General features: G+C 57.5%; 17 protein-coding genes, 4 pseudogenes and 1 riboswitch. Of the genes and pseudogenes, 15 read left to right on the top strand and 6 right to left on the bottom strand.

Features of this window, described 5'->3' with window-relative positions:
* Positions 1-65 precede the first annotated feature (65 nt).
* Positions 66-253, top strand: a riboswitch (cobalamin riboswitch).
* A gap of 93 nt (positions 254-346) precedes the next feature.
* The gene (locus RX331_RS38450; protein ID WP_317252721.1) at positions 347-631 is read right to left on the bottom strand and encodes a hypothetical protein; all 285 of its coding nucleotides are present in this window, start codon (positions 629-631) and stop codon (positions 347-349) included.
* A gap of 780 nt (positions 632-1411) precedes the next feature.
* Between RX331_RS38450 and RX331_RS38445 the strand changes: the two genes are divergently transcribed.
* From RX331_RS38445 to RX331_RS38435, 3 genes are all read left to right on the top strand, one after another.
* Positions 1412-1627 carry a hypothetical protein gene (locus RX331_RS38445; protein WP_317252720.1) on the top strand — a complete coding sequence of 72 codons (216 nt, stop codon included), beginning with the start codon at positions 1412-1414 and terminating at the stop codon, positions 1625-1627.
* A 632-nt stretch (positions 1628-2259) separates the two neighbouring features.
* Positions 2260-3663 (top strand): dicarboxylate/amino acid:cation symporter, encoded by a 1404-nt coding sequence (locus tag RX331_RS38440; RefSeq protein WP_410708323.1) that lies wholly within the window; start codon positions 2260-2262, stop codon positions 3661-3663.
* 895 nt (positions 3664-4558) lie between these two features.
* Positions 4559-4858, top strand: a complete 300-nt coding sequence (locus RX331_RS38435; RefSeq protein ID WP_317252719.1) for a hypothetical protein — start codon at positions 4559-4561, stop codon at positions 4856-4858.
* 287 nt (positions 4859-5145) lie between these two features.
* Here RX331_RS38435 and RX331_RS38430 read toward each other — a convergent pair whose 3' ends face one another.
* From RX331_RS38430 to RX331_RS38420, 3 genes are all read right to left on the bottom strand, one after another.
* Positions 5146-5382 carry a DUF2188 domain-containing protein gene (locus RX331_RS38430; protein WP_317252718.1) on the bottom strand — a complete coding sequence of 79 codons (237 nt, stop codon included), beginning with the start codon at positions 5380-5382 and terminating at the stop codon, positions 5146-5148.
* 72 nt (positions 5383-5454) lie between these two features.
* Positions 5455-5805 (bottom strand): hypothetical protein, encoded by a 351-nt coding sequence (locus RX331_RS38425; protein ID WP_317252717.1) that lies wholly within the window; start codon positions 5803-5805, stop codon positions 5455-5457.
* Positions 5806-6319: 514 nt separating this feature from the next.
* The gene (locus RX331_RS38420) at positions 6320-6472 is read right to left on the bottom strand and encodes a hypothetical protein (protein ID WP_317252716.1); all 153 of its coding nucleotides are present in this window, start codon (positions 6470-6472) and stop codon (positions 6320-6322) included.
* A 318-nt stretch (positions 6473-6790) separates the two neighbouring features.
* Between RX331_RS38420 and RX331_RS38415 the strand changes: the two genes are divergently transcribed.
* Positions 6791-7042 carry a hypothetical protein gene (locus RX331_RS38415; protein WP_317252715.1) on the top strand — a complete coding sequence of 84 codons (252 nt, stop codon included), beginning with the start codon at positions 6791-6793 and terminating at the stop codon, positions 7040-7042.
* Positions 7043-7208: 166 nt separating this feature from the next.
* Positions 7209-7445 (top strand): annotated as a pseudogene (locus tag RX331_RS38410) (transposase domain-containing protein); the annotation flags it as partial.
* 727 nt (positions 7446-8172) lie between these two features.
* Here RX331_RS38410 and nolL read toward each other — a convergent pair.
* On the bottom strand, positions 8173-9261 hold the full coding sequence (nolL, locus tag RX331_RS38405) for a nodulation factor fucose acetyltransferase NolL (protein WP_317252714.1): 1089 nt from the start codon (positions 9259-9261) through the stop codon (positions 8173-8175).
* Between the two features lie 1093 nt (positions 9262-10354).
* Here nolL and RX331_RS38400 point away from each other — a divergent pair.
* A complete protein-coding gene (locus RX331_RS38400) occupies positions 10355-10579 on the top strand; it encodes a hypothetical protein (RefSeq protein WP_317252713.1) in 225 nt (74 codons plus the stop codon).
* A 178-nt stretch (positions 10580-10757) separates the two neighbouring features.
* Positions 10758-12038: pseudogene (locus tag RX331_RS38395) on the top strand (LPS-assembly protein LptD); the annotation flags it as partial.
* 400 nt (positions 12039-12438) lie between these two features.
* Here RX331_RS38395 and RX331_RS38390 read toward each other — a convergent pair.
* A complete protein-coding gene (locus RX331_RS38390; RefSeq protein ID WP_317252712.1) occupies positions 12439-13464 on the bottom strand; it encodes an IS110 family transposase in 1026 nt (341 codons plus the stop codon).
* Between the two features lie 301 nt (positions 13465-13765).
* Here RX331_RS38390 and RX331_RS38385 point away from each other — a divergent pair.
* The 8 genes and pseudogenes from RX331_RS38385 to cysN form a co-directional block, all read left to right on the top strand.
* A pseudogene (locus tag RX331_RS38385) lies at positions 13766-14111 on the top strand (phage integrase N-terminal SAM-like domain-containing protein); the annotation flags it as partial.
* A gap of 1303 nt (positions 14112-15414) precedes the next feature.
* Positions 15415-15654: a hypothetical protein gene (locus RX331_RS38380; RefSeq protein WP_317252711.1), complete on the top strand. Its 240-nt coding sequence runs from the start codon at positions 15415-15417 to the stop codon at positions 15652-15654.
* Positions 15655-15672: 18 nt separating this feature from the next.
* On the top strand, positions 15673-16101 hold the full coding sequence (locus RX331_RS38375) for a hypothetical protein (protein ID WP_317252710.1): 429 nt from the start codon (positions 15673-15675) through the stop codon (positions 16099-16101).
* A gap of 727 nt (positions 16102-16828) precedes the next feature.
* Positions 16829-17470, top strand: coding sequence for an FkbM family methyltransferase (locus tag RX331_RS38370; RefSeq protein WP_317252709.1), 642 nt, complete (start codon positions 16829-16831; stop codon positions 17468-17470).
* Positions 17471-17478: 8 nt separating this feature from the next.
* Entirely contained in the window at positions 17479-17901 is a 423-nt protein-coding gene (locus RX331_RS38365) for a hypothetical protein (RefSeq protein ID WP_317252708.1), read from the top strand.
* Positions 17902-17958: 57 nt separating this feature from the next.
* Positions 17959-19023 carry a sulfotransferase gene (locus RX331_RS38360; protein ID WP_317252707.1) on the top strand — a complete coding sequence of 355 codons (1065 nt, stop codon included), beginning with the start codon at positions 17959-17961 and terminating at the stop codon, positions 19021-19023.
* Positions 19024-19344: 321 nt separating this feature from the next.
* Positions 19345-20245, top strand: a pseudogene (gene cysD / locus RX331_RS38355) (sulfate adenylyltransferase subunit CysD).
* On the top strand, positions 20246-22150 hold the full coding sequence (gene cysN, locus RX331_RS38350) for a sulfate adenylyltransferase subunit CysN (protein WP_317252706.1): 1905 nt from the start codon (positions 20246-20248) through the stop codon (positions 22148-22150).
* The last annotated feature ends 159 nt before the right edge of the window (positions 22151-22309 follow it).

The following is a 22309-nucleotide window of genomic DNA, read 5'->3' as shown; positions in this document are numbered from 1 at the left end:
ATACGTATCTTAGTCATCAATTTCCGTCTTCGACCCAGGCCAGCATTGACTGCCGGCCGGGCTTAGTTCTAGATGTTCGTGACGGTTCGCTGTTCTGGGGATGAAAAGGGAATGCGGTGTGAGAGATTCCTCAACGCCGCAACTGTACGCGGAGAATCTTTCGTCAGATGCCACTGGGCGACACGGTCCCGGGAAGGCGACGCAAGGTAACGACCCGCGAGCCAGGAGACCTGCCGTCAGCCGTGGTCACACGCGAAGATGTCGGTCCGGGAGTACAGACATTGGCCTCACCTGAGGTTTTGGCCCGAAGGTGAGACTTGGTTCGCTGTGACGTGCCACAGACGTCTTACCGAGATTCGAAACTTGTCTTCCTCCTCCGCCGGCAATTTGCGCGCAACTTCTTGCTCACATCCACCTTTCTCGCTTCGGCACTCGCCATTGATGACGTGCGTTGCGGAATGACGAACAACTCGATTTCCTGTTCGGTAAGTCCCGCCTTTGCCAACCCATGCAGCGCGGTCAGGGGAAGCTGCTTTCGCACCGCCAGGGCGAGGTCCGCCTGAGAGCGTATGACCTCTCCAAGGACCGAGCGTCCGCCGCGCGTCGTTGCTACGATTTCGACAATGGACACAGGGCCTCCCTCGAGCGGCAACATGCCGTATAAATAGCGGCATATTGCCCGATGCAAGAGCCCCGAGCGTCCCATTCTTCAGGTCGTACTCCGTGTAAAATTTCGTCTGCTCTTTCAGGCGCAGGTTCATGAAGGGAAACCATCACTTCTGGATCCATGGGACCCTTCACACGTTGGATTTCCCTATCCTCATGAGCTCTCGGCGGATCCACAGCGCCCTGATCGTCCGCCTCTGCGCCTGCCAATTATTGTTCTAAATAACGGCATAGTTGCTGGCGCCGCTTGCCATTCGGCGCTTGGGATATAGTTCGCCAGGCAAAGATCGCATCAGTAAGTCAATCCTGACCTTACCGGTTTGGCCAAGCAGCCGAGCCCCAACTATCCGCGAGGCAGGCCGAGGCTGTCGGCCAAGGACTGGATCGAATCCAGGCGCCATCACCAGCGCTGATAAAGCCTTGCTGCAGATCCTGAGCTGCCAATGCGCTTCGCTCACCGTGCGGCCTCCGTGCCGTGTATCGATGATGACTTCTGCTTCTGCGAAAGTTTTGTGACCGACGTCTGGTTCTCGCGCGCATCCGACGTCTAGTGATGATGTTGTGGCTGCGCACCAACAGTCTGGATCTGCTTTGGTTTTGGCCCTGGCGTGTAGAGCGCAACGGCCAACAGCAGACAGCCGTCAGTACCACGACGGACCAACGGCACCATCTATGTTGACCAAGATCAATGGCGCTGCAGGTATTTCTGGGTATAATGGGTGATCTGGTGATTTGGAGCTACGGGATGTCAGCAACCGAAATCGCAGCACGTCATTTCTCTGCCGCCATTGCGGAAGCGGCAGGCGCGGGCCACGCGACTGACAGCGTTTGCCGAGCGCTGCTCGGTCTCCTGGTCACGAAATATCTCGAGAGCCGGCCCGTCGCCGACGTTCAGTCGGAGCTGCACTTTGTCGCCGACAATTGCGATCCGTCCACGGATTTCATGTTCATGCGGCCGTAGTGAGCTATCGCCTATAATGCGTCGCGCTGACCTTGTCATTGCGACCCGTTGGCTCGCAATGACGATGGGGGTTGGCGGACGAGTCCACTAACACCCCGCCGGCTCGCCCACCATGTTCGGCTGCCGCGCCAGCGAGACCGCGGGCGATGACCGCCTGCGCGGCGAAGATCGCGGCACCAGATAAAGCCATATAACCCGCCGACGATGGCCATCAATGTCGCGCCCAATTTGCGTCAAGAAATTGGGTCGCGGCATCTTCATGCCGACCCTAACCTAAGCTCCAATTGTGGCGCGATTGGCAATAACTGCGCAGAGCCGAGCATGGGCACAATAGAATCTCGTTCAGCTTGAGGCTGAAATGCCTTGAACCTCACGTGGCGTCAGGTTGTAGCATGCAACATGACCAAACCTATTCCGCGACGCGTCGATGGCGAATCGGCTCGGGTGGCGGTTTGGTTGCCGTGCGCATGAAAGGCAATATGGAACCGAAGGGTGTTTGAAGCGACCCCATCGCTGATGAAGGCGCAAGAACGCGATCTTTGGAAAATCCATATCACCGATGCGCGGCGCAAGGCCTAAGCGGCAATGCAAGAAAGAAAAAGAAGAGGGGAGTAAACGTGGCAACGATTGTGATGACGACGGCGCCGACTGCACCCACCGCATCGAAACAGTGGTATCGGATCCTCTACGTTCAAGTGCTGATCGCGATCGTGCTCGGCGCACTCGTTGGCTGGCTCTGGCCAAATCTGGCTACCAATGACTGGATCAAGGCGCTCGGCGACGGCTTCATCAAGCTGATCAAGATGGTGATCGCGCCGATCATCTTCTGCACGGTGGTTTCGGGCATCGCCCATATCCAGGACGCCAAAAAGGTTGGACGCATCGGCATCAAGGCGCTGGTCTATTTCGAGATTGTCTCCACTTTCGCTCTGGTGATCGGCGTCATCGTCGGCAATCTGTTGCGGCCCGGCGCAGGATTTGGTAGCGCCGCGGCGAACGCACAAGCTGTGGCCAACTACGCGAAGCAGGCGGATGCGCAGAAGACCGTGGACTTCATCCTGCACATAATTCCAGACACCGTGGTCGGCGCGTTTGCGCAGGGCGAGATCCTGCAGGTGCTGTTGTTCTCGATCCTGTTCGGCTTCGCGCTCATGGGTCTTGGCGAACGCGGTCAAGCCATCCGCTCCTTCATCGATGACGGCGCTCATGGCGTGTTCGGCGTGATCTCGATCGTGATGCGGGCGGCGCCGGTCGGCGCTTTCGGCGCCATGGCCTACACCATCGGCAAGTTCGGCTCCGGTGCGATCCTCAACCTGATCGGGCTGATCGCGACGTTCTATGTCACGGCGGCGCTGTTCGTGTTCGTTGTGCTCGGCATTATCGCGCGGATAGCAGGCTTCTCGATCTTCAAGTTCCTGGCCTATATCAAGGACGAACTGCTAATCGTGCTCGGCACCTCCTCGTCGGAAAGTGCGCTGCCATCGTTGATGGAAAAGCTCGAGCGTCTTGGCTGCTCGAAATCGGTGGTCGGGCTCGTCGTGCCGACGGGATACTCGTTCAATCTCGACGGCACCAACATCTACATGACTCTGGCGACGCTGTTCATTGCGCAGGCGCTCGGCATCAATCTTTCCTTCGGCCAGCAGCTGACCATTCTGGTCGTGGCCATGCTGACGTCGAAGGGCGCCTCCGGCATAACTGGTGCCGGCTTCATCACACTTGCTGCAACGCTCGCCGTGGTCGATCCGCGGCTAGTGCCGGGCATGGCGATCGTGCTCGGCATCGACAAGTTCATGAGCGAATGCCGGGCGCTCACCAATCTCTGCGGCAATGGCGTTGCCTGCGTGATCGTCGCCTGGTGGGAAGGTGAACTCGATCGCGAGAAGCTCACGGATAGTCTCAGCAAGCAGATCGATCCGGCCGATCTCGAGAACCGGGCTGACGACGGACTGAGCCGGTTTACCCTGCAATCAAATGATCAGGGTAAACTCACGAGAATCGATAAAAGTCAGGGGAAAGCTCAACCGCTCCTCTGACGTTCACCCCAAGTCGTTTCTGATTTTACTCAAGGGGTAGTTCCCAACCGGAGGTGAGCAAAGCACTCGGGTAAAGGTCATCACCCTCCGTCGTTGGCGAAAACTCTACTGCGTAAGGCTGATGCCGCCCACCCCTCGTAGTGCACTCGCGGAGAGGATGTTATCCGGCTGGGAGAATGCACAGCGAAAGATCATCGCGGATCTAGTGCTGGACAGGATTCCCATGGAAGAAGCGTCCGTTGGAGCTCGCGTTGCCTGGTACGCAATTGCGAGCGCTTGAAATCCTGAATTCCTGTAGGGGCATGAAAAGTCGCGACCGATAGCCCCTTTGTAAGCAGCGGTCGCGACGGAAGTGTTCCGCATCCAAGGGGCGAGCGCAAGAGCTACCCACCCCCAACCAAGAGCTACCCACCCCCAACAATGAGCGGGGCTTGTCTCTCTTGAGACAATGACGTGCGGCGACTCAGCGCAAACAAAAAGGCCGCCTTTGGTGTGGCGGTCTTTCAGCATGACAGCGGAAGATTAAGACAGGCGAGGCACGAACCCCTTTCGTATCCCGCGATGGGACCACCTGCCGGGCTACATTCCGTCGTGGTGCATCACGCCTCATGGGAAGCCCTGGGATATTGTGCCTGAACAGGTGCGGCATTTTTGCGACCGCTTTGAGCCAAATTTTCCTGCGAAGCTCTTAATCACCCGAGTTTGCTCGTCGCTTCCGTCGCATCAAAAACGGTACGCATGAGTAGTTCTGCAATGTAACGCGCCGTCGGAGCCGTAGTGACGTTAGCTGTGCCAGCTTTTCGGGGTAGCGAAACCAAAAATCTCTATGAAAGAGGCTGAGGTTCTCAATGAACTCGGGAACATGCTCTGGCAGTTTTAATCCCAGATCCCTCGTATGGCTAAGCAGCGCCGAAAGATCATGCGAGCGTTGCCACCGACCTGGCGGGTGCGCTTGTATTCGATGAAAGCCCTGGTGCCGGCCACGCTGGACCCTACGATGAAAAGCCCCCTATTCTTGAAATCCGTCGACATCCGACTCAAGTCTCGCTTATTCTCACCAAATTTTCTGATAGAAATTTCGCAATTCGCTGCGCCTCTCATACGGGATGCCGTCGCGCAGATCGAAGCCAATCGTCTTTTCGAACAACGAAAGACTCTCTGGCCGTCGAAACACTCCATCACGATCCAACGCTGACAGCTCGCAAACTCTACCACTCCAAACGGGGCCGCGCACTCTTCGTCATTTCTATGCCTCAATTCGCGAATCGCGCTGAAAGCATGACACGCTTAACGTGCCTTTGCCTGAGGCTGCCAGGGCAATGCGCGCCAAATCATCGATAGGCCGGCCGGTGCAATCCAAAGCGAACCCGCCGCCCGCAAGGGCGATACATGCCAAATCGTCAGTAGAGCGTCGTTCGAACATGACAGTTTTCTCCGAAAGGGAAATTGCGCCGGCAAAATGAGAATTGCCGGCGCAGAGGATCAGCCCTTGATGGTGCGGGGATCGTTGCCGTAAGTTCGCTCTTCGCGGATCGTACCATCGCTCTTGTGCAGAACGGCTTGGCCAAGACCGCCGCTATCTTGCGCGCGATGACCGGCTTTCACGGCCGCGGCCTCGGAGGCCTTTTGCGTGCGGTGATTGGATACAACTTCGCCGCCCTTTTTGACGACCCAGCCATCACCTTTCGGGACAGAATGGAAAACTTGTCGTTTCGTCATCTAGCTTTCCTTCAAATTTAACAGTGTTTGATGATGGAGCCGCGGATTTTCGCCGCAGCTCGATCGAGGATGCTATGCAGTGGCAGTGGTGTTGATCTGGTCAGAATTGGTCGGTCGCGCCGTCGCGGAAGCCGTGTCGAATAACTGGTTACAATGCATGATCATCGACTCAATGAAACGGCCTTGGATCACACCAAGGTCTGCCCATCTCGTCTTGAAAGCCGTGCTGGGGATGAAGTTAAGCGTAAGCCGGCCAGTGTACGCCGTCGGCCTCAGCCAGCCGCGCCGGGTCCACTGATCGGGCGTATGATAGAAATCGCCGTCCTTGTCGACGGCCCAAGTCACGACATTGCCGTCGCGGATAGCCTTCTTGAAGGCCTCCAGAAGCCGGCTCGGGTCAGTAGTCTCGAAGTTGATAGCCATTGTCGTCATCTCTTGTTGAGACGACAGAAGACGAGAAGGGCACTTGACAATTATCGTTTACAATAACTACTCGCCATGTGATCACACCTTCCCTGCCGCCAGGTTGGGACAGAGGCCGAGCGGTGTTTCCACCACCTCTCGGGCCGCGCTATGTCCGCCGACGCGCAAGTTTCGGATTGCGGACGGCGTCATCAGTGGAAATTGGGAACGATCGTTCCAACTTTCAAGCAACTGTGAGCCGAATTTTTACCGTGGATTGTGCGTGAACGCTGATTGACTCCATGAGTCGCGGCTTCACTGATTCGCGATATAGCGTAGGCTTGCGGCATCGCATCGGGACGCGCGGCCGGTAGCCGGCGGCCTCTTTCACTCGAGTACTTCATAACCAAAAGCCACGCCTTCGGGATCGTTTCCCTCGAACCACTTTTCCGCGGCGTCTTGATTGGCGAAGACCTTGATGTGCTCAACCTGCTTGCTGGTGTTGACGTAGACAAAAACGGTCCTCGGTCTCTCTTCAGCTTGCGCATGCCCCAATGATGACTTTTGCGATCGGGATGACGCCGATCCGGGCCAACATCGTCGGGCCGCCGCTCTCTGCAACAAGGATGAGCGCCTCCGTGGCAGCCTGCCATTCCGGCGCGGAGTGTTCGGCCTTCGGCAGCTCCATGATACAGCTGGCGGCATCCCTCAAGGTGAGGAGCCGGCGGCCATTCGGAAGCGAAATTGGATCCTCAAACGAGGTAGACCAGGGCTAGGGAAAATAGCCTTTCTAAAATAAGGGGTGAGGCCGCCACGAGGGCACGCAGGGGCCCTGATCGCGCAGTATACAAGGCGGGGCTGGTAGCCATTTGCGCGACCTGCAGTCACGCTAGACCCGTTCAGACGGGCCGCAACTTTCGCCGGCACCGGGCATGACCGCGGTTACATAGGAACAGTCGCGCTGCAACGACGTTGTCAGCGGAATCCCCCAATGCGGAGCTTTCCCATGCGACAACAGCGCACGCAACGATCGACTGTGGCGGCGCCAGCGACAACGATCAGGGCGCCGACCGAACTTCCGACAACTGGTTACGCCCTCATTGTCGATGGCCATGCGAAACGAGAGTTCAAAACCCAGGATTCTGCTATCGAAGCAGCCAAAGACTTGAAGACGCGCTTTCCCAACCTTCAGATCAAGGTTTACGATGCGGAAGCAAAGCGGGCTGAGCAGATCGAGATCGAACCCGCTCCGGCCTAAAAAAGCAAATCGGCAACTGTTTCCCCATTGGCAGCACGGGGCAATACTCGCGCCATTGATTCCATGACAAGGTTGGCGATCGAGGCGAGCGGCGTCATTGCGCTGCGTATGACAAAACTCATGCTGGGCGGAAAACGGGCGGCGCGGCGAGAGGCCAAACAGCGAGCTACGGGCCGTCGCTGTGGGAAGGAGAAACTGGACCTTCGCCGGCTCCGATGAGGGCGGCCGGCGGGCTGCTGCGATCTACACCCTCATCGCCAGCGCCAAGCTCAACGACATCGATCCATAGGCTTGGCTCGCGGACGTGCTCGCACGCATCAACGATCATGCTATCCAGAGGCTGGCTGAACTACTGCCGTGGAACTGGCGAGAGCCTGTGCCGAGCGATGTCGAAGCGGCGTGAGCCAAGAGGACACATGCGAGCGAGCGGTCTATCCGCGGCAGATAAATCGGCGGTGACGCCCGCCTGCCAACAGCTCATTGACGGCTTCCTGAAGCCGCGCTTCATGCTCACTATCCGGCCGACGCAGTTCAACTACCCCGTCGACATCCTAGGAAAGTGGCACGGCACCAAGTATCGCTTCATTCAACGCTATCGCGGAGCGACTTGCCAATCTAATGGCGGTCTTCTGCATTCTCAGCTGGCGCGTACTCTGGCTCACCATGCTCAATCGCATCGCCCCGGACGCGTCACCGAAGCTCGCATTGACGGACACCGAGATCGCATTGCTCGATCGGCTCGCCAGCCACCGACGATGTCGCCCTGGAACCCTTGCATTTTAACTTACCAAACTAGCACGATTGGGTGGCTATCTGGCCAGGGCGGGCGATCCGCCGCCTGGAAATGTTGTCATCTGGCGCGGCCTCTCGAGACTCACAGATATCGAACTCGGCGCCGAAATCGCAGCGGCTGGAAATGTGGGTAATTGAAAGCCTCACCGGACGGATACGAATTGTCAGCATCAGCGATCTCCGCTCGAGCGGCATGACGACACAGTCAATAAGGACTACGTCACTACAACCGATGCTCGAGGAGACGAACCAGAAGCCGGGCTCTCCAATGATCTATGAGTATCCGGACCAGTCACGAATTCAGATCTCGGCTGCAGCTAACTGTCCGCCGGCTGACCTTAAAAGCCGCTGCGTGGTGGCGCTCCCAGAACGAGCTGAGATAGATAGGGAATGTCGCGCACGATCCAGCGTACCATTAGTGCGACGGCAACAATCGCTCCGCCAAAGATTCCAGCGACTGTCAACCTGGTCGTCAGATCCCAAAGTTCTCCGTACGGCATCCAATCCATGAAACGAAAGACGGTACCTTGGATCAAGTATAGCAGCAGCGTGCTCTGACCCAGTTCCACGGTGATAAAGCGGGTCACTCGATTTGAGCGGCCAACTTTCCAGCATTGAAAGATGAGCTCGATCACGATTGCTGAGGCCGCTGCGGAGCCAAGAAGCATCAGAAGTACGTTTTTTGCCGAGTCCATATCGTGCATTAGGGCGAGATTGTTGTAGATGTAAGTGTCTTTGCGCCAGCCTAGAAAGCACACCAAAGCCGCTATGGAGAAAAACCCGATTAAGAGCGGCTTGTGAGATCGCGTTATGCTCGTCCACCGTTCTCTCGATTGAGCAAACCAGAATCCCAGGCAGAAAAACGGGTAAGTATACTTTATGAGGGGCGATATGGAAAACGTCAGAGGTGCAAGTTCGACTAGTATGACTGATACGAGTAAGATCCAGGGCGACCAATGATTGAAATTCGAAAGAATTTTGACGAGAAGGAAAGAAACAAAGGCAGCCCAGATGAACCAGTATGTGCCGGCGGAATCGTTTAGAAACTCCAAAACGCTGCCTGGCGCGCTTACAGACGGGCTAAATATGGCCAACTTGGCTGTCGCCAGCATAGCGTACCAAAACAGCGCGGGCACCAAGAGCTGCATCGCACGATCACTAATGGCTCGAGTGAACGACTTTCGCAAGAGCGCTCGCCAAGAAAGATATCCGCTTATTGCCATAAAGAGTGGCATGTGGAACATGTAGATCAATTTAAAAAATGGCGACTCCCAGAAGCCTTCATCTCGGTAGACGACATATTGGATCAGGTGACCGACGATCACCAAAATGATGAGCACTCCTTTCGCGAAATCTAAACCCAGATCTCGATCGTTTGCCTCTGGCGTGCGTGCCCCGGGCACAGTCGATCCAGTTACATTTTGCAATGTATCAAACCTCTCGATATCCTCGATGAGCTGAACAGCCGTTTGACTGGCGAATACCCGCTGCTACTAGGTACTGGCCGTACGCTGGATCAGCAAAAAGGCGGCTCACCATAGTCGTTAATTCAGAGGTCCCGGCCAGCATCAACGGCATTCCTGCCGGATGTCGCGGGTCTACTCTCCCAAACGCTGCAAGTGCCACGACAGCCAGCGGTTCAGACCGGCTTGCAATATCGGGGTGTTGCTGAAGGAAACGTGCGAGCGTCGTTCCCGACCTGGGGAGACCGGGAAGCAAACACACCTCTGACGATTTGTTTAGGGCCGAGTTTCATGATGTGCCGGTAGACTGGAGTAAGGTAAAGGCGCTGATTGTGTCAAGAGAGGTAAGCCGAGCTGCCGAACCCCGGTATACAGCTGCCCACCTATTATGAAAAGCACTTCGCTGACGTGCAATCGATCATTCGGCGATTGCGGAGGCATTTGCCATCCACACTCTACGGCTTAGCTGACGGAGGTCGATGACATGTTCTATTGTACGGAGGGTATAGAAAAGAGGGGACCAGCTATACGAAGGTTTACCCGTGTAAGTTCTACCCTCGCTTGTATCGGGTTTCCGAAACGAGCAGGCGCGTTGCAGCGTGTGCCGACCGGGGGAGGGTGCAACGAACTGCAGGATGCGCCAAATCGCGTCTTGCGGCTGGTGGTACGACGGAAGCCGCTGCTGCGAGATGGCGGAGCCTTGGCGCCGCCTAACAACAATCCAAACGCCGCCTTTCGCGATGCCGTATTCGCCCGGATAGTGCTCCTGGTTATTAGCCGTATAATACCGGTCATTCATCAAAATTTATGTTTGCGTTCGCCCGGCTGTCTCAAACTGGCAGTCGGGCTTTCGCACCGCATCATCCGGTGACGTGTTTCTCTGCGCTCGTCATTGGAAGCGTCGTTTTCCTGATCGAAATAATATTTTATCCTGCGGGGTTTGGATTTGAACTTCGATCAGCCTAGTCGGCTTCGCACGGACGCGGAATTAACGAAATCTTAGCGCTAACCATGCCGATCATCTGTTCTTGTGAACACCGTGGGAGGGGGCTTCCCCTTGCTTAAAGACGGCACTTATGCGGCGTGGTTTACGATGCCGTTCGGCCAAGACACCGGCATCGCCCACGTCGCAGACGGCAAAATCTGGGGCCGTGATAGCGTCATGACCTACAGCGGCTCTTGCGAAGTCGATGGAGCTCATTTTACCGCGAGTGTCACAACAAAACGGCATACTGACGGGCAGCCAACGGTCTTCGGCAACGATCAAGAACTAGAGAGCTAAAGCTTGTGGGAACATGCGCCGGGAAGATTGCCACTTGCGTTGGCGCGGCGGAGCAGGTTCCAGGAGTGCTCCTTAAGGGAACGCTCATTTTCAGCGAACAACAGCCGCCTGCGCCGCCCGTGGCTCGCGCTGCGATAGTTGATCAGCGGTAGCGCTCCGGCAATTCGGGAGTTTATCAGGATCAAACTTTAGCATCGGCTACCTGTCGTTCTCCGGCAACCAGGACAAGGTGCCGGTGATCCATCCGGTCATCGACTACAACAATGTCTTCAATCACCGGATCCTCGGCGGCGAGGTCAGCTACAAGACGAACTTCACCAGCCTGTCGCGCACGACGGCGGCCTTCGACCCGATCACGACGCTGGCCAATACCAACGGCCTCTGCCTGACCGCGTCGGCCGATCCGCTGGCCCGCATCCCCTCGCAGTGCCTGCTGCGCGGCATGCCCGGCACCTATACGCGGCTCACCGCCGAAGCGCAGTGGCGGCGCTCGTACACCGATCCGATCGGCCAAATCTGGACGTCGTTTGCGATTCTGCGCGCCGATGCGATCGACGCCTCGATCTCGGACCAGCCCGGCGTTTCGAACTTCCTGCCCGTCGGCGACACCCAGGCGCTCCGCCTGATGCCGACGGTCGGGCTCGGATATCGCTACCCCTTCATCAACGTTCAGCCGTGGGGCACCACGACAATCGAGCCGATCGCGCAGATCATCCTGCGCCCCAACGAGACCTTCGCCGGCCGCCTGCCGAACGAAGACGCGCAGAGCATGGTGTTCGACGCCAGCAACCTATTCGCAGTCGACAAGTTCTCCGGCTACGACCGTGTCGAAGGCGGCGGCCGCGCCAATGTCGGCGTGCAGGCGACCACCCAGTTCGATCGCGGCGGCAGCGTCAACGTGCTGTTCGGCCAGTCCTACCAGCTGTTCGGCCTGAACTCGTTCGCGGTGGCGGACGCGACCAATACCGCGCTGAATTCCGGCCTGCAGAACACCCGCTCCGACTATGTCGCGCGCGTCAATTACTCGCCGAACCGCACCTATACGTTCAGCGTGCGCTCGCGCGTCGATGAGGCGACGTTGAACGTCAATCGCTTCGAAGCCGAGGGACGCGCTTCGTTCGACCGCTGGTCGGTCAGCATGATGTACGGCAATTACGCCGCCCAGCCGGAACTCGGCTATTTGACCCGGCGCGAAGGCCTGCTCGGCACCGCATCGATCAAGCTGGCGTCGAACTGGGTGGTGTCGGGCGAAGCGCGCTGGGATCTTGAAGCCAACAAGCTGAACCAGTACATCATCGGCGCTGGGTATGTAGACGATTGCTTCGTGCTGGCAGCCAACTACGTCACGTCCTACACATATTCGGCCGGGACGACGCCGCCGGTGCTCAATCACGCCTTCATGCTGCAGATCGGCCTGCGGACGATTGGCAGCTATTCGAGCGCTATTCCGTTGAAATAGACTTTCTCTCTCTCTCTGCAGATGCGTCGCTGTTCGGAATGGAATGTGATCCCGCGAGAAAGTCTGCGGACTCCTAGTTCCTGAGCATGAATGGTTTTATATTTTGGATCTCAGCACCTTTTTTCGGCAGACCGGAGGCGAGCTAGTCGGCCGTTCTTTAATCGCGGGCACGGTGTCAACCCCGATAGACAAAAATGATCCGCTGCCGGGTTCATGGTTCTTTCCGCGGTCGTCTCTATGCAGGAGCGCCGCATGGTGGCGTTCAAGAGGCGCGGCATCTCGATGTGAAGAGCGCGGTGCGCGTAACGCCCGCGGGGACGACTTCGAGATTGCCAACGCCTTCGTCCCGGCAGGGACGCATGTTCCGCCGAGGGCGGATCTGGAGTTGTTTAAGACTGGTTCATGCGGTGCGCATCTCTGCCTGGAACTCGGTGCCATCGGTCCAGATGGCATGGAGCATGACAGCCATTTTGCGTGCGACGGCAACCTTCGCCTTTTTGGCGCCGATGCGTTTGGCCAGCTTGCTGCCCCAGCGCTTGAGCGCAGAACCTCGTCTGACAACGGTCAGCAGGACGTTCGCGGCTTCGAACAAATAAGTTCGAACCTGATGGTCGCCGCGTTTGGAGATGCGGCCCGTGCGATCGATCTCACCGGATTGATGACGTCTTGGTGTTAGGCCGAGATAGGCGCCAACGTCGGCGGAATGTCTAAAGCGAGTGGGATCATCGATGGTAACGACGAAGGAGAGGGCAGTCAGGGGACCGATACCAGGAACGGTCATCATTCGCCGAACAGTCTGGTCGCCCTTTGCCACTGCCAGGAGTTGTCGATCATATTTTTCGATTTGCTCGGTCAAACAGGACTGGGCAAGGAGCAGCGGCGCGAAAATATCTTGCAAATCCGGTGCTTCAGCGAGCACGGCGTCGACTTTGCGAGCCAGGTTGGTCGAACCGGCCTTGCCGAGCACTATTCCGAGCCCCTTACACAGACCGCGCATCTGGTTGTCGAGATCTCGCCGCAAATTCACCAACTTGGTTCGAGCCGCCAACATCGAACGGGTTTTCCAGCTCTCCGCCCCCTTCACGGCAGCTTCCCGGTACCATCCCATGCGCGCCATTTCGGCCAATCCCTTGGCATCGTTCTGGTCCGATTTGTTGATGCGCATCGATAACGCTGCGTTGGCATGACGCGCATCAAGGCAGATGACGGGAAAGCCTAGCGCCCTGAGCTGGTGCCAAAGCCAATTGGATAGCGAGCCCGTTTCAAAAACGATCCGCTCAGCATTGCCGGCATGCCGCCGCAAGAGCTTAGCGATGGCCTCCGGATCGGTAGGGGCGTTACCTTCGAATGTCACGCCGCCGTTCTCGTCCAAGACGCAACTGCTGGTCTCTTCCATAGAGATGTCCAAACCAACGTACTGCTTCATAGAGCTGCTCCCTTTCGCTATTCCGCGGAGGCAGATCCTATCCAACATCGTGTCTTCGAGAAGCCGTCAGCCGCGATTACGCCATGTGAAGAACTTCCCAAGTCATTGAGTGGGAGTCGATTTTTTGAGCAGAGCGAGGTTTGAGATTGCAGCCTTCTGGGTCTGAAGGCCCGAAAGCTAGCAGTTTCATTTTCAGGATTGAACGAAGCCGCTGGCGCGGCATGTAAGGAGGCCATAGCCGGGATTGCCTCCTATCTGAGAGGATTGCGGGTTTTCGAAGATTTAGACAGGAGGTTTTCCGATGGCTGAGATCAGCCCACTTCGCCGCCGTATGATCAAGGCATGACGGCCCGCAATCTGTCACAGTCGACGCAGCAATCCTACCTCAACGCCGTAGTGAAGTTGAGACAATATTTCGGTCGTTCCCCTGACCGCTTCGAGGTGGAGGATATCCGTGCCTTCCAGGTTCATCTGGTGCGACGGGGATGCCCTGGCCGGCGCTGAACCAGATCGTCTGTGCCCTGCGGTTCTTCTACGGTGTGACGCTTGGTCCTGACACCGTTCCGGAGCGCATCGCCTATGCGCGTAAACCGCGCAAACTGCCGGTGCTGAGTGCCGACGACGTCGTGCGCTTCCTAGAAGCAGTCAGGCTGCGGGCGAGTTAACATTGGCGGCGGCCTCGGGGTGACGTGTGGCCAACCATCGAGCACGTGTCAGAGTTTCTCCGAATAGTCCACCATCTTCGCAGCGGGCGCGCCGACTTGACGCGGAAATCGACCTGGCGATCTCGATTTTGACAAGTGCGACCGCACGATTGCGTGATGGTCTCTAACATCGAACCGCACGAGATGCGAAAGGTTGAAAATAGACGGATTCGGCTGTCTGTTCGATGACACGTTTGTTCGATGCCCGACAGGTCTGGCTAGTGGCCGACAATCACTTGTTAATGTAGTAATGCGCGAAGTATGCGGCAACATCGCTCTGCGACCGACCAGCTGAAAGCAGAGTTCAACAGCTTTCAAGCGGCACATCATTTGCAGGACTATCTTGGGCATGGACACCCCGATGCCCCAACCAGCCCTGGTTGTAGCCCGACGCATTTCTGATCCCCCAGAACGTGCGTCGGGCTTTGTCCTGCTGTTTTGCCAGCTAACAGATTCATGGATCGAATCGCACTAGACGTTCAAGTCAGTGTGTCGCGCGCCAAGGAAAACTGCTCTCGCGGCGCCATGAGGAATTGTCCCCTCCTTGGATAGCCGAGGAGAGAGCGAATGAACCAGGACGAATCACGGAAAGCTCGTCGTGGAGCGATCCACGGGGGCAGGTGATGAAGACGCCGGATGACGGGGCGGACATGTTGCGCCTGAGGGCGTGCGGGTGGGGTCTGAAGCGGATGGCGCGCCAGCTCGGCTGCAGTCATCACACGGTAAAGGACTACGTGGCGGCGGGCGGGGTGAAGCCGTTCAAGTCGCCTGAGCGGGCGAAGCGGCTCGACGGCCTTGAAGGCTGGCTGCGCGAGAAGTTCATTCGGCATCGCGGCAATACGGATGTGGTGCGCCCAGGTCCTGCTGGCCGAGCAAGGAGTGGCAATCAGCCGGCGAACGCTGCAACGCGCCGTGCAGCCCTATCGCCGAGCGCTGAAGGCCGAGCGGGCGAGCGCCCCTTCGGCGCTCACGCGCCCGAAACGTGCAGCGAGGCGCTGGCGACGACGCGGTTCGAGACGCCCCCCGGGGGCGGCAGCTGCAGATCGACGCCGGGGAGCGTCTGGTCGAGATTGGCGGGGTGATGGTCAAAGCATTCCCGTTAGTGGCGACGCTCGGGCATTCGCGACGGCTGCATGTGCGTGTGTTTTCCGGCCGAAAAGCAAGAGCGTGGTTCGCTGGGCTCGAGAGCGCATTCACGACCTTCGGCGGCGTCCGGAGGAAGTGCTGATGGACAATCCACGCACTCGTGGTGCGTCGCGACGCGGTGAGCCGGTCGGTGCAGTTTAACGACAAGCTGATCGCGTTCGCGAAGCATTGGGGCCTCCGTCCTCGCGCCTGCGCGCCGTATCGGGCACGCACGAAGGGCAAGACGGAGAATGGCGTCGGCTATGTGAAGAAGAACGCGATCGCGGGACATTCCTTCGCGAACTGGCAGGCATTCGACGCGCATCTCGCCGAGTGGGCGCGTGAGGAAAACGTGTTTTAGGATGAAGAGGAATGCGTGATGCAGCTGCATCCGCCTTATTCGCAATACGTGAATAACAGCCGGTATTGCCTCCATCTCTGGAAACCGACTAATCAACACCTTCCGACGCCGCCGGCAAGCTTCGTAGGCGTCGTTGGGCTTGGACCATCCGAAGCGGCGATGTTGTTTGCACGGATCAAAGCGCTATCACGACGGACCGGATCAGATAACCGCGTGGTCGCACAACTCCGAGCGGCCGCGGAAACGATCTGTTCCACTTCGCTGAGCACCTCTTTAGCTAAAGCTTGTGACTTACTCATTGCTGTTCAAGCACAAGGTGAGTTGCGCCGTCGGCTTGACGACATGAAAACGAAGATCGGCGTCGTGCGGATAGGGATTCGCACCTATATTGCCGCGCGGCCGGCTTTCTGTTCGAATTTACCGCCAGCAACAGCCTGTGCTTCCTAGCGTCGGAAGATCTGATGGAGGCTTCCTCGAATGTTTGTCCATGACGTCCTCGAAATCAGGCCATGATATAGTTTCGATCTGCATTCCGAACCAGCCAACAAACCGCTTTATAAAGCGGAGCGCCTGAGTCGGAGGAAATAGAAGTACGGTCGTGAGATGAACAGTGTGCATGCCGGATGACCATGCGCGCCGACGAGATCTTCGGGTGTGGGTGGCTCGTCAGGAGAGTCGAGACGCGTCGCAAGTGTCTACGCTACATCGGCGCGCAAATTGCGAAAGCGGATGGGGGCGTACATGCTCTCACGGCCGGTGCGTCGCTCCGCTTTGCCTTGAGTTATCCAGCCATGCTCTTTCCTTAACAGCTGGGCAGTCTGAAATCGCGCAAGTCATGGCCAAGCCGGTCGACACGCATAGAAAAGACTAGCCGGTCCTGCAGCCGCTGTGCTTTGCTGTTTCTACCATCGGGGCGTCTGGACGCGGCGCGTAGCGGGCGGGCAATCACCGAAAGGCGGCGCTCGCCCGGCTTCGATCCATCGAATGGATGCGTTCTATCAAAACAATCGATTTCACCAATTAATGAGAATGGTGATAACCAAGCCTCAGTCGGGAGAAATTGAATCCAGGGACGAAGGCCGATGGAAATACTGCGGTCACATAAGGAAAACCGGCCAAAATCTATTCGGTGGCTGGTGCGAGAGCGTTTTGAACGCACGCGGGAGTCTGCCTCTTGTTAAACATACATGAGCACATCATTTCGCTTATTCAAAAGCCAGATCCTGTTATCTTGGACATCGGCTGCAATGACGGAGCCGACAGCCAACGTTTTCTGTTCCTGTGTCCAAAGGCGCAGCTCTATTGCTTTGAACCGGACCCTCGAGCGGCTGCGCGCTTCAAGAAGAACATGAATGTTGGCCCCGAAAAGGTCAAGCTATTCGAGTTCGCGGTTAGTGACCGAAACGGCAGGATCGAATTCCACCCAAGCAATGGAGATGGAGAGGCGAAAGCATGGGACCTCTCTGGCTCGATACGCCGACCCAAAAACCATCTCACCGAATATGACTGGGTTCGGTTCGACCGCCCCATTTCAGTTGAAACTCGAAGGCTGGATGATTGGTGCAGCGAAGCGAAGCTGAACCAGATCGATTTGATCTGGATGGATGTGCAGGGAGCCGAGGCAGATGTCATCGCTGGTGGCAGACAGACCTTGAGCAATACGCGCTTCATCTACACGGAATACAGCGACAAAGAGCTCTACGAGGGTCAGCTCTCCCTAGAAGCTATTCTTGATCTTTTACCTTCATTCGAATTGGTGAACATATATCCCCGCGAAGTGGAGGGTGACGTATTGCTTAGGAACACGACCCTTTAGAACAAGCCATGCCGGCTGCCGCAGGTTTCCCCATCCGCTATTGGAGAATCCATAACCGCCTGATTGAGGACGATCGCGTAGAGCAGGCATTGAAGAAGCCGAGAGAGGCTCGCAAAGCTCTGGTTGTCCTTGCAATCCCGCAGGAAAGCGTCCTGCGAGGTCGAGCAGAGGAATTGGTCGCACGTAAAGGACTGATTCAACTAGGTGAGCTTAAGCGGCCGCCGCATCGCTCGCGTTCAAAAGCGATCAGCAGATCGCGGTTTGATCTCGCAGCGCATGATCGGCCGAGAGGTGACGGAGATGAAGTGATGACGCTCGCCACTCCTGGTTCGCTGGATCGCCGCGCGACGATAAAGGCGCTGCTCGCCGACCGCGGTGATTTGCTTGTTGTGAGCGGTCTCGGCTCTCACGGCTGCCGTTATTTCTTTTAACCGGATGAGCACTGTGGGGCGGCCGCTCGCATTATCCAACCATAAGGGCGTGGAGCCATGAGCCAGGATATCAAACAATTGCCTACGGTCTGTTTTCTCCTCGGCCTTCCTCGGTCGGGGACGACGCTGCTGGCGCATTTGCTCCAGCAGCATCCAGATATTGCGGCGCCGCCTGAGCCCTGGCTGATGCTGGCACTTGAGGCATTTGGCAGAGTGGACCACCGTCATCCAGCGGGGGCGCCACTGATTCATCTTGCAACCTCCGAATTCTTGGGCCGAATAGATCGTAATATCGCAAGCCGCGCTTTTGCCGATGCGGCTTACGGCCAGTATTTGGCGGCTGCGGGCAAGCGTACCTTCGTAGACAAGACCCCACGCAATTGGTTGGTACTCGAGTTTTTGGATTCCCTGTATCCAGAAGCGCCACGAATCCTTCTAATGCGTAATCCTTACGCTATTGCTGCATCGTTGAAATCGACGTGGGGTATTTCGCTTCTGTCGGCAGGCCGCCCGTCCGACATAGCTGCTTGTCTCGCCGGCCTTGTGCTGGACCAGCCTGTGCCCGGCATCGCATCTTCTCTCGCCGATATCGTTCTGGGCCTGCCTACGCTTGCCGCGCATCGCGGTCGTCGTCAGACGCAAGTCGTGCAATACGAAGTCCTGGTGGCGCGCCCCGACGAGGAAATTCGGCGCGTGATCGCTGGCCTCGGCTATGGGTCCACGGCCATCGCATCGGCAACGGTGGAGCAAGCGGACTATCTCCGCTCCAGTACTTTTGGGGATCGAAAGATCCTAGAGAAAAAGACAATCGATGAGCGCTCAGTCCAAGCGTGGCAATCCGAACTCAGCATCGAAGAGATGCAAGTAGTGACCGATCTAGTCGGGGCCGACCTGTTGAAGGAGCTGGGGTATGAGCAGGACCTTCGGTACGCACAGCAAGCCGGTGTCGTGGATAAGGGCCGGGAGGTGACTGAAGGGTATCGGCAGTTATTTAGCACCTGCAAGGATTTGCTGGGCGGCAGGGGAGGAGCATTGTTCGGCATCTCCGCTCAACCGAGCGAGCTGAACAGCATTGTTCGGCAGCTGGAGAGCAGTCCCCGTTGGCTGCCGACCCCTCCATAATTCAGGAGGCGCAACATCTAGCCGAGCCCAAGAGGGAAGAGAATTTGCGGCTGGCGAATTCGACTATGGCGCAGTTGCAGCAGGCGTTCACGGCGCGGTCATAGCAAGACGTGCGAGACCGATGTCTACCCGCGGCTCGCGCCAACGAGAGATTAGGTTACGGCGCCGGCGACGCGGTGCTTCTAGCCGCCGGCGCACCGCTACCTACCTTGAGGGCTGCCTCATGCGCTGTGCAGGCGAGATTATCGAAGCGGCGACTTTGTCCTGTCGGGAACGACCCAGATGCTCAAGATGAACGCACAAGGCGCCACTAAACCAAACATGCTTCCGCGGCATCTACGGCGGCTGGAGGCTGAGTCCATCGAGATCATGCGCGACGTCGTTGCCGAATTTAGCAAGCCAGTAATGCTCTATTCGGTCGGCAAGGATTCGAGCGTCATGCTGCACCTTGCGCTGAAGGCCTTCTATCCGGCAAAGGTCCCGTTCCCACTGTTGCATGTCGATACCACCTGGAAGTTTCGCGAGATGATCAGCTTCCGCGACGAGACGGCCAAGCGGCTCGGCATCAACCTGATCGTGCATATAAATCAGGATGGGATCGAGCGCGGCATTAACCCGATCGATTCCGGATCGACGCTGCACACGCAGGTGATGAAGACCGATGCGCTCAAGCAGGCCCTCGACCGCTACGGCTTTGATGCGGCGTTCGGGGGCGCTCGGCCTGATGAGGAAAAGAGCCGGGGGCCAAGGAGCGCATCTTCTCCTTCCGTTCGCCCGGACATGTCTGGGACCCGCGCAGCAGAGGCCGGAGCTGTGGAATCTCTTCAACACCTGGATCCGGAACGGCGAGACGATGCGCGTGTTTGCCATGTCGAATTGGACGGAACTCGACGTCTGGGAATACATCATGCTGGAGAAAATTCCGGTCGTTCCGCTTTATTTCGCGAAAAAGCGGCCGGTCGTCCAGCGCAACGGCACGCTGATTATGGTCGATGACGAGCGCCTCCGCTTGGCTCCGAACGAGACCCCCGAGCTCAAGATGATACGTTTCCGCACGCTTGGTTGCTATCCGCTGAGCGGTGCCATCGAATCTGACGCTGCCACCATCGAAGACATCGTCGCGGAAATGCAGATTGCGAAGATGTCCGAGCGGGAAGGGCGGTTGATCGATACCGATGAAGCGGCGTCGATGGAGAAAAAGAAGCGTGAAGGCTATTTTTGAATGGATACTGATGCATTTGGACGTTCTACCTCCACCGACAGCAAGGATCAGCTGCGCTTCATCACCTGCGGCTCCGTCGACGATGGAAAGTCGACGCTGATCGGCCGCCTTCTGCTCGACAGCAAGAAGATTTATGAGGATCAGCTGCAGGCGCTTGCGCGCGACAGCGTCAAGCACGGCACAACCGGAGATGTTATCGACTTTGCCCTGCTGGTCGACGGACTTGAGGCCGAACGCGAACAGGGAATCACCATCGATGTCGCCTATCGCTTCTTCACCACGCCGCGGCGATCGTTCATGGTGGCCGATACGCCCGGCCACGAACAATATACGCGCAACATGGCGACCGGCGCGTCCAGTGCCCAGCTGGCGGTCATCCTGATCGATGCGCGCAAGGTCGTTCTGGTGCAGACCAAGCGCCACTCCTTCATTTGCTCGCTCTTGGGCATCCGACACGTGGTCGTAGCCGTGAACAAGATCGATCTGGTCGATTACCGCAAGGAGGTGTTTGATCGCATCGTGGGCGACTATGTCGCATTCGCTTCCAAGCTCGGGTTCACGTCGATCGCGGCTATCCCCATCTCGGCACGATACGGCGAAAACATCATCAACCGGTCCGGCAATACTGATTGGTATCGCGGCTCTTGCCTCTTGGAGTATCTCGAAGGCATCGAAATGCAGTCCGAGACGGCTGGCCGGCCCTTCCGTTTCCCGGTGCAATGGGTGAACCGGCCGAACTTGGATTTCCGCGGCTACGCTGGAACCGTCATCTCCGGCAGCATTGCGGTTGGCGATGAAGTCATCGTTGCGGCATCGTGTCGCAATTCGCGCGTCAAGCAGATCGTGACGTATGATGGCGAACTTGCGCGTGCCGAAGCCGGCGATGCGGTAACCATTACGCTGGCTGACGAGATCGACGTCGGCCGCGGCGATATCCTCGTCAAGCCCACGGAACGACCCGAGGTCGCTGATCAGTTTGCCGCCCACGTGATCTGGATGGATCAGGAGGCCGTGGTTCCGGGCCGGTCCTATGCCTTTCGGATCGGCGCGCAATCGATCGCTTCCGGCAGCATCACTGCGATCAAATACAAGATCGATGTCAACACCGGCGAGCACCTAGCAGCCCGAACTTTGAGCCTCAATGAAATCGGCTTCTGCAATATTGCAATCGCGCTGCCGGCAGCCTTTGATGCCTATGAGGCGAACCGGCGCACCGGTTCCTTCATCGTGATCGATCGCTACGCCAACCGGACCGTCGGCGCTGGAATGATTGTCTTCGCCTTAGGGCGCGCCACCAACGTAGGCTCGCAACCGCTCTCGCTCGGCAAGAAGGAGCGCGCCGCTCTCAAGCACCAAAGACCCTGCATCATCTGGTTCACCGGACTTTCCGGCGCAGGCAAGTCGACCATCGCCAACCTCGTCGACCAGAGGCTGTTTGCGATGTCGCATCACACCATGCTCCTGGACGGCGACAATCTCAGGCACGGTCTCAATCGAGACCTTGGCTTTACCGAAGCCGATCGGGTGGAGAACATCCGCCGCGCGGGCGAGGTCGCCAAACTGATGGTCGACAGCGGCCTGATCGTGATCTGCTCCTTCATTTCTCCCTACAAGGCCGAGCGGGACATGGTACGCGATTTCGTTAGCGACGGCGAATTCATCGAGGTCTTTGTCGATACGCCGATCGACGAATGCGTGCGGCGCGATCCGAAGGGCCTCTACTACAAGGCGAAATCAGGCAAGATCAAGAATTTCACTGGCATCGATGCGCCATACGAACCACCGAGCTCGCCGGAGGTCCATCTGAAGACGCCGGACCAGCAGCCGGAGCAGTTGGCTGATACGGTGCTAAATTGCTTGATCACACGAGGGATCATCGCGCCGACTAATCGGGCAGAGAATTAGCTGGTTCAGCTGCCGGAGTCGTTTGCTGTTTGATCGACCTTCTCAGCCACAGTCAAACCATCGGCACCACCACCGTGTTGCGGAAAAATGTTTGCTACACTCTTCCTCCGCGAGGGCACAGAATTTGAGCGACGGGCTGAAGGGCCGGAGATTGTTGAT

It is taken from the genome of Bradyrhizobium sp. BWA-3-5 (assembly GCF_032917985.1).
Classification (GTDB): domain Bacteria; phylum Pseudomonadota; class Alphaproteobacteria; order Rhizobiales; family Xanthobacteraceae; genus Bradyrhizobium.
Note: the sequence above shows the minus strand (reverse complement) of the source record. Positions and strands in the feature narration are given on the sequence as shown.